This window comes from Pseudomonas sp. KB_12 (assembly GCF_052114545.1).
Classification (GTDB): domain Bacteria; phylum Pseudomonadota; class Gammaproteobacteria; order Pseudomonadales; family Pseudomonadaceae; genus Aquipseudomonas; species Aquipseudomonas brassicacearum.
In genome coordinates, this window is sequence record NZ_JBFREY010000014.1 from 132137 (window position 1) to 139018 (window position 6882).

Annotated in this window: 8 protein-coding genes; 3 read left to right on the plus strand and 5 right to left on the minus strand. The window is 60.9% G+C overall.

Features of this window, described 5'->3' with window-relative positions:
- Positions 1-72: 72 nt before the first annotated feature.
- Entirely contained in the window at positions 73-1149 is a 1077-nt protein-coding gene (locus AB4Z20_RS13815; RefSeq protein WP_320390502.1) for an alpha/beta fold hydrolase, read from the minus strand.
- A gap of 300 nt (positions 1150-1449) precedes the next feature.
- On the opposite strand from AB4Z20_RS13815, the gene AB4Z20_RS13820 reads away from it, so the two are divergent.
- On the plus strand, positions 1450-2598 hold the full coding sequence (locus tag AB4Z20_RS13820; RefSeq protein ID WP_253474754.1) for a MalY/PatB family protein: 1149 nt from the start codon (positions 1450-1452) through the stop codon (positions 2596-2598).
- 149 nt (positions 2599-2747) lie between these two features.
- On the opposite strand, the gene AB4Z20_RS13825 is transcribed toward AB4Z20_RS13820, so the two are convergent.
- Entirely contained in the window at positions 2748-3152 is a 405-nt protein-coding gene (locus AB4Z20_RS13825; RefSeq protein WP_442090111.1) for a VOC family protein, read from the minus strand.
- Positions 3153-3339: 187 nt separating this feature from the next.
- Here AB4Z20_RS13825 and AB4Z20_RS13830 point away from each other — a divergent pair, with 187 nt between their 5' ends.
- On the plus strand, positions 3340-4197 hold the full coding sequence (locus AB4Z20_RS13830; RefSeq protein WP_258691195.1) for an SDR family oxidoreductase: 858 nt from the start codon (positions 3340-3342) through the stop codon (positions 4195-4197).
- Between the two features lie 160 nt (positions 4198-4357).
- Here the strand turns inward: AB4Z20_RS13830 and AB4Z20_RS13835 are convergent, their stop codons facing one another.
- Genes AB4Z20_RS13835 through AB4Z20_RS13845 form a run of 3 tightly spaced genes read right to left on the minus strand, consistent with a single transcriptional unit; the run spans position 4358 to position 5843 of the window.
- On the minus strand, positions 4358-4807 hold the full coding sequence (locus tag AB4Z20_RS13835; protein WP_024618528.1) for a DUF421 domain-containing protein: 450 nt from the start codon (positions 4805-4807) through the stop codon (positions 4358-4360).
- Positions 4808-4814: 7 nt separating this feature from the next.
- Entirely contained in the window at positions 4815-5333 is a 519-nt protein-coding gene (locus tag AB4Z20_RS13840) for a hypothetical protein (protein ID WP_442090112.1), read from the minus strand.
- 9 nt (positions 5334-5342) lie between these two features.
- Positions 5343-5843, minus strand: coding sequence for a CinA family protein (locus AB4Z20_RS13845; RefSeq protein WP_258691193.1), 501 nt, complete (start codon positions 5841-5843; stop codon positions 5343-5345).
- A 167-nt stretch (positions 5844-6010) separates the two neighbouring features.
- Between AB4Z20_RS13845 and AB4Z20_RS13850 the strand changes: the two genes are divergently transcribed.
- On the plus strand, positions 6011-6622 hold the full coding sequence (locus AB4Z20_RS13850) for a Yip1 family protein (RefSeq protein WP_253474738.1): 612 nt from the start codon (positions 6011-6013) through the stop codon (positions 6620-6622).
- The last annotated feature ends 260 nt before the right edge of the window (positions 6623-6882 follow it).

Genomic DNA, 6882 nt, shown 5'->3' on the forward strand with positions numbered 1-6882 from the left:
CAAGTATCAGCCCTTGGGCGGAAAATCCGTTGTTTCAGGCAACCCTTCACTTCAGATGCCGGGAACGCGGCATCATTGAAGATGATCGGCGTCGATCACCGCCTGGGCGAACGCCTGCGGCGCTTCTTGCGGCAAGTTGTGGCCGACACCGCCATCGATCAGGCGATGCTCGTATTGGCCAGTGAAACGCTTGGCATAGGCTTCGGCAGGCGGGTGCGGAGCGCCATTGGCATCACCTTCCAAGGTGATGGTCGGCACGCCGATCGACGGGAACGTCGCCAGTTTCTTTTCCAGCGCGTCGTATTTGGCCTCGCCCTTGACCAGGCCCAGGCGCCAGCGATAGTTGAAGATTGAAACGGCGACATGATCGGGGTTCTGCAAGGCGGAGGCGCTTCGCTCATACGTCGCGTCATCGAAGTTCCACTTGGGTGACGCCAGCTTCCAGATCAGCTTGGCGAAGTCGTGGGTGTTTTTCTCGTAGCCGAGGCGGCCACGTTCTGTCGCAAAGTAGAACTGATACCACCACTGCAGTTCGGCGGCCGGTGGCAGCGGTGCCTTGCCGGCCTCTTGGCTGCCGATCAGGTAGCCACTCACCGCCACCAGCGCCTTCACCCGCTCCGGCCAAAGGGCCGCGACAATGTCGGCGGTGCGTGCGCCCCAGTCATAACCGCCGAGCACGGCCTGCTTGATCTTCAGTGCGTCCATGAAATCAATCAGATCGCTTGCCAGTGCAGAAGGCTGGCCGTTGCGCAGGGTCTTGGCCGACAGGAAACGCGTATCGCCATAACCGCGGGCGTACGGAATCAGCACGCGATAGCCCTTCTCTGCCAGCGCTGGCGCCACATCCGCGTAGCTGTGAATGTCATAGGGCCAACCATGCAGCAGGATGACCACCGGCCCATCGGCGGGACCGACCTCGGCATAGGAAACGTCCAACAGGCCGGCCTTGACCTGCTTCAACGGGCCGAACGACGTGTGACTACCCGGGGTAATGGCGCCGATGGTGCTGGCAGGTACTTCGGCGGCGTTTGCCTGCGACGAGGCAAGCCCCAGGGGACAGAGTTGCATCATGGCGAGCACCAGGATGGAAGGCGCGAGCAGGCGATGAAGGCGTGGTACAAACGTGTGGTGCGTCAGAGTCGTATCCATGGTGGATCTCCTTGCAAACGACGGGTGAGCCCGTGAGACCCCTTGGACGGTCTCGATGGGTTCATTTGACGCTGGCGAGGTATCCCGGATGTGTCATCGAAGCGCTTAAAAGAAACAATCCGTATCTGTACAGGTGGTGGATACACAGAGATACATGCGTATGCGCAAGGCTCGGTTTGCCGGACAAACCGAGAGGTGCAGGGAATCACCTGGGTCAGGATGCCAATGTTGTCGGCATTTCTCATTGGCCTTTGCTTTATGATGTTCGCCATCTCAACTCGCTGACTGATGGGAGCCCCCATGACTTTCGATTTCGACACGGTATTGGAGCGCCACGGCACCGGCAGTACCAAATGGAGCCGCTACCCGGCCGATGTGTTGCCAATGTGGGTTGCCGATATGGACTTCCCTGCCCCCCCCGTGATCATCGAAGCGCTGCACAAGCGCCTGGAACATCCGATGCTGGGCTACAGCGTGGCCCAGGACGATCTGCGTGCCGCCGTCGTGGCCGACCTGTGGAGCAAGTACGCCTGGCGCGTCGAACCCCAGCAGATTGTGTTCCTGCCGGGTGTCGAACCGGGCTTCAACATGGCGCTGCATGCCTTGGTAGAACCCCAGCAGAATGTCGTGGTGCAGGTGCCCAACTACCCGCCGCTGCGCAACGCCCCGGGTCACTGGCAGTTGAACAAAGTGGAATTGCCATTCAACCCGGTCAACGGTGAATTCCACACGCCATTGGCTGCGTTGCGCGAAGCATTGCAGGGCGGTGGCGCGCTGTTGCTGAGCAATCCTCACAACCCGTTGGGCAAGGTGTTTGACCGCCAGGAACTCAAGGCCGTGGCAGACATTTGCCTGGAGCAGGACGCCTGGATCATCTCCGACGAAATCCATGCCGAACTGTGCTTCGACGGCCGTGTGCACATTCCAACCGCCTCCCTCAGCCCGGAGATTGCCGAGCGCACCATCACCCTGATGTCCGCCAGCAAGGCCTTCAATATCGCCGGGTTGAAAACCTCGTTCGCGATTATCCAGAACGCCAAGCTGCGCGAACGGGTCAACAGCGCCCGGGCCGGCATGGTCGACAGCGTCAATGCCCTGGGCCTTGAAGCGACCCGTGCGGCCTATAGCGAGGCCGGCCCGTGGCTAGAGGCCTTGAAGGCATATCTGCAAGCCAACCGCGATTACCTGGTCGAAGCGGTGAACTCTCGCCTGCCGGGCATCACCATGACCGTGCCCCAAGGCACTTACCTGGCTTGGCTGGATTGCTCCGGGTTGGGGCTGGATGACCCGCAAGGCTTTTTCCTGAAAGAAGCCAAGGTGGGGCTCAGTGCAGGCCTGGATTTTGGCGACGACGCCGGTCAGTTCGTGCGCTTGAACTTCGGCTGCCCGCGGGCGCTGCTGGAGGAAGGGATTGCGCGAATGGAGCGTAGCCTGAAGGCCAGGGGCTGATCCAACAGGCGCCAACAATCCATTGTGGCGAGGGCGCTTGCTCCCGCTGGGCTGCGAAGCAGCCCTCAGATAGTTTGGGGGCCGCTACGCGCCCCAGCGGGAGCAAGCGCCCTCGCCACACAAGCGCCTAGCCATGCTGGATTTGTGCGTTATTCATGCATATCCGGCGCATGGACAAAGCACAGCTTGTTGCCCTCCGGATCGCGGCAATAGGCCCCGAAATAACCTTCGCAATACTGTGGCCTCGGGCCGGGTGGGCCTTCGTCGATACCGCCCATGGCAATCGCCCGCTCCCAGGCAGCACGCACGGTTTGCGGCGAGTCAGCGGCGAAGCTCACTTGCATGCCATTGCCCCACGTAGCGGGCAGGCCATTGAAAGGCAACTGGACGAAAACCTGTGGCCAATGCTTGCCGGGGCGCTGCCACCCCTCCCCCGGCGGGCCTGAGTCGTGTTCACCCTCGATGCGCTCCAGTCCCAGGCAGCCGAGGACGGCGTCATAGAAAGCGACCATTTTCGGCAGGTCGCGCGCGCCGATCTGTATGTGACTGAACATGGTCCTGCTCCTTATCGAAACCCGTACGTTCATTGAAGAACATCGCTTCATCTGACGCTCGTCGCAGCGCTCTGTTCACCGACGAAACGCTCGTCATCACGCTCATCGACTGACAATAAAATCCGACCGAACTCTGCCCGAAACCCCACAGTCCACCCTCCATCGCAACCAAGCCTGGAGAACGACAATGGTCGAATACCCTTTCCCACCTTTCCCGAAACAAAGCCAGCCGGTGCCCGGCAACCAACGGAAAATGGACCCCTACCCGGACTGCGGCGAACAGAGCTACACCGGCTCCGGACGACTGGCGAACAAAATCGCCCTGATCACCGGCGCCGACAGCGGCATCGGTCGCGCCGTCGCCATTGCCTTTGCCCGTGAAGGCGCGGACGTGGCGATTGCCTACCTGGACGAGCATGAAGACGCCAAGGAAACCGCGCGCTGGGTCGAGCAGGCCGGACGCCAATGCCTGTTGCTGCCCGGTGACCTGGCAAACAAAGACCAGTGCCGCAAAATCGTCGACGAAACCGTCGCCCGCTTCGGGCATATCGACGTCCTGGTCAACAATGCCGCGTTCCAGATGACCCATGAAAGTCTCGAGCAAATATCCGACGAAGAATGGGTGCGTACGTTCGATATCAACATCACGGCGATGTTCAGGATCTGCCAGGCTGCCGTGCCGCACATGAAGCCGGGTGGCTCGATCATCAACACCAGTTCGGTCAACTCCGACATGCCCAAGCCGACGCTGCTGGCGTATGCAACCACCAAGGGCGCCATTGCCAACTTCACCGGCGGCCTGGCGCAAATGCTCGGCCCCAAGGGCATCCGAGTGAACAGCGTGGCACCAGGACCGATCTGGACGCCGCTGATCGTGGCGACCATGCCCGAGGAAGAGGTACAGCATTTCGGCTCCCAGACCCCGCTCGGCCGCCCCGGCCAACCGGTGGAAGTGGCGCCGATCTATGTGCTGCTGGCCTCGGACGAAGCCAGCTACATCTCCGGGACTCGCTACGGGATTACCGGAGGCAAGCCGATACTGTAGGGATAGAAGCGGCGTAGGAGCTGTCGAGTGCAACGAGGCTGCGATCTTTACCAAGACACCTGGGGCTCAAGTGAAAGATCAAAAGATCGCAGGCTTCGCCAGCTCCTACAGACCCGACGGGAGCAAGTTCTCGCCACAAAAAAGTGCCCGACGACAGCGCTCAGGACGGCTCCTTGGCAATCACCGAAATCTTCCCATTGCGCTCGATGATCGCAAACTTGATCTGCGCCAGGGTCTCGATACCCTGGCTCGAGCGCGCCGCCTCCATGATGTCGGCTTCTACCAGCCGGGCATGACGCATCCGGCCCTGGAGGATTCGCCCGTCCTCGACGATGACAGTCGGGCCACCATCGATCAGTTGTGACACCCATTGGGAACGTTGCTTGAGCAACGACAATCCCACATCGATGGCGATCAGCGTCACGATCACCATCAGCGCGTTGGTGAGCGAAAAATCATCCCCTAGCAACGCCTGCTGCGTCGCCTCGCCGATGATCATCAACAACACGAAGTCGAAGGTGGTGAGTTCCGCCAGCGACCGGCGTCCAGCGATCTTGAACAACACCAGCAATGCCAGGTAAATCGCAGTTGCCCGCAGCACCGAATCCATAGGTCACCTAAGGGAAAATGAACTGAGTGAAACTGACCGCAGCACCGCCGGAGATGGCGATGCGGCTGTGGTAGGTGCCGAGTCCTTCGCCGAGCAATGACAGATGCAGGCTGGCCTGCCCCCGCTCATCGGCCTGGACCCGGAGTGTCATGCCCTGCCCCGCGCCTGCCGAATGTATTGGCGCCGGTTGTAACGCTTGCACCTCGAAACCTTCCAGCCAGTCGCCGCCCAACTCGACTTCCAGCACGGCGTTGGGTTGTCCCTTGAGACGAATGACCATGGCGTTGGTGGAGCCGTTGCGGTGGAAGGCTTCGTATTCGACGCCGAGGCTACCGTCGCGGCTTTGCAGCTCCCGGCTGCTCAATGGCCCACGGGAAAACAGCCCCAGCAAGGTCAGGATCACCAGCAGCACCAACACGTACCAGCCCACTCGCTCGAAGCGCCAGACCTTGTTCTGGAAGGCCATGTCTTCACGCACCGGAAACTGCCGGCTGCGGTGGTCGTCCTGCTCGTATTGATCGGTCATGATCTCTTCCTACCGACGCTCACCGGCCACGGCCCGCTGGTGAAAGGCCGGCAATTGCTGCAACGCGTACTGCGCTGCCCACAGTTGCACCTGGCCGCGACTGCCAAAGAAGCGTTCGCAGCGGCTGAACAGCGATCGCTGGCCATTCACATCGAACGCCCAGGCAAAACACACGGTGCCGGCAGGTATGCCGTCCCTGTCGTCTGGCCCGAGCAGCCCGGTGGTCGCCACTGCGACATTGGCATTGGCGTCGCGCAAGGCGCCAAGGGCCATCTCCTCGGCCACTTCACGACTGGTGAGATTGAAGGTATCGATGGTGCGTGGACTGACACCAAGCAAGCGCTGCTTGGCTTCAGGGGAATACACCACATAGCCGCTTTCGATCAGTGAACCACTGCCCGGGACCTCGGCCAACAACGTGACGATCTGCCCGGCGGTACAGGACTCGGCCGTGGTCAGGCGCAGGTCATGCTCGCGTAGATAATCAACCAGGATTTGAGCAGCAGTCATGGCAAAGGGTCCTTCAGGGATGCTGATGGGTTGACTCTTGCCGTTGTGATTCATTCCCTTTATCGCGCCCTCGCCCTGCGCCGAGAAATAAATGAAACCCCTGTCTTTTGCTGTACCTCAAACCTATAAGGGCCTCATGCAGAGGCCATCCCGATCAGGAGGTCGTCATGTCTGCACCTTTCGTCAAACTGTTCACGCACCCTGATTTCGCCTGGACAGACATTCGCGAGCAGGAACAGGCTCATCCGCGCCACTACCTGGCTCATTTGCTATTGCTGGCCCTGATTCCCGCGGTGTGCCTGTTCATCGGCACCACCTGGACCGGTTGGAGCCTGGCCGAAAACGAAACGGTACGTCTCAGCCGCGCCAGCGCATTTCAATTGTGCGTGCTGCTGTACCTGACCATCGTGGTCGGCGTCGCGCTGATGGGACTGTTCATTCGCTGGATGTCCCGCACCTTCGACGTCCGCCCGACGGTCAACCAATGCATCGGCTTCGCCGCCTACACCGCGACGCCATACTTCCTGGCCGGGATCTTCGGGCTCTACCCGAATCGCTGGCTGGCGGTGGCGGTGTTGTTACTGGCCTCGGCCTACTCGACATTCCTGCTGTTCGTCGGATTGCCCAAGTTCATGAACCTCAGGAAAGAACAGGGCCTGCTCTACTCGACGAGTGTCTGGGGCGTCGGCTTGCTGGTCCTGGTGACAATCCTGGTGGAAATGATCCTGCTGTGGTTCAACTACCTGCAGCCGGAATATCTGCGACTGCCGGTGGGCTGAAGGTGATACTGCACCCGCCAATGACGGCGGTGTTGCAGTGCTCATCGCGAGCAAGCTCGCTCCCACAGGAACCAGGTCGGCTGTTAGGCCGCCTCGCGGTGGACGTTGATGTTGATCTGGGGCGCCCCGTTAACCACGATGGCCGAACGCAGGCATTGCGCAGTGGGCACCTCGGCATGGATGCCGAGGTAGCCGCGCTGGGCCATGGATGGCCCTTCGCGGCGGCCCACGGAGCAATGCCGGAGTGAGGGCACACCGAG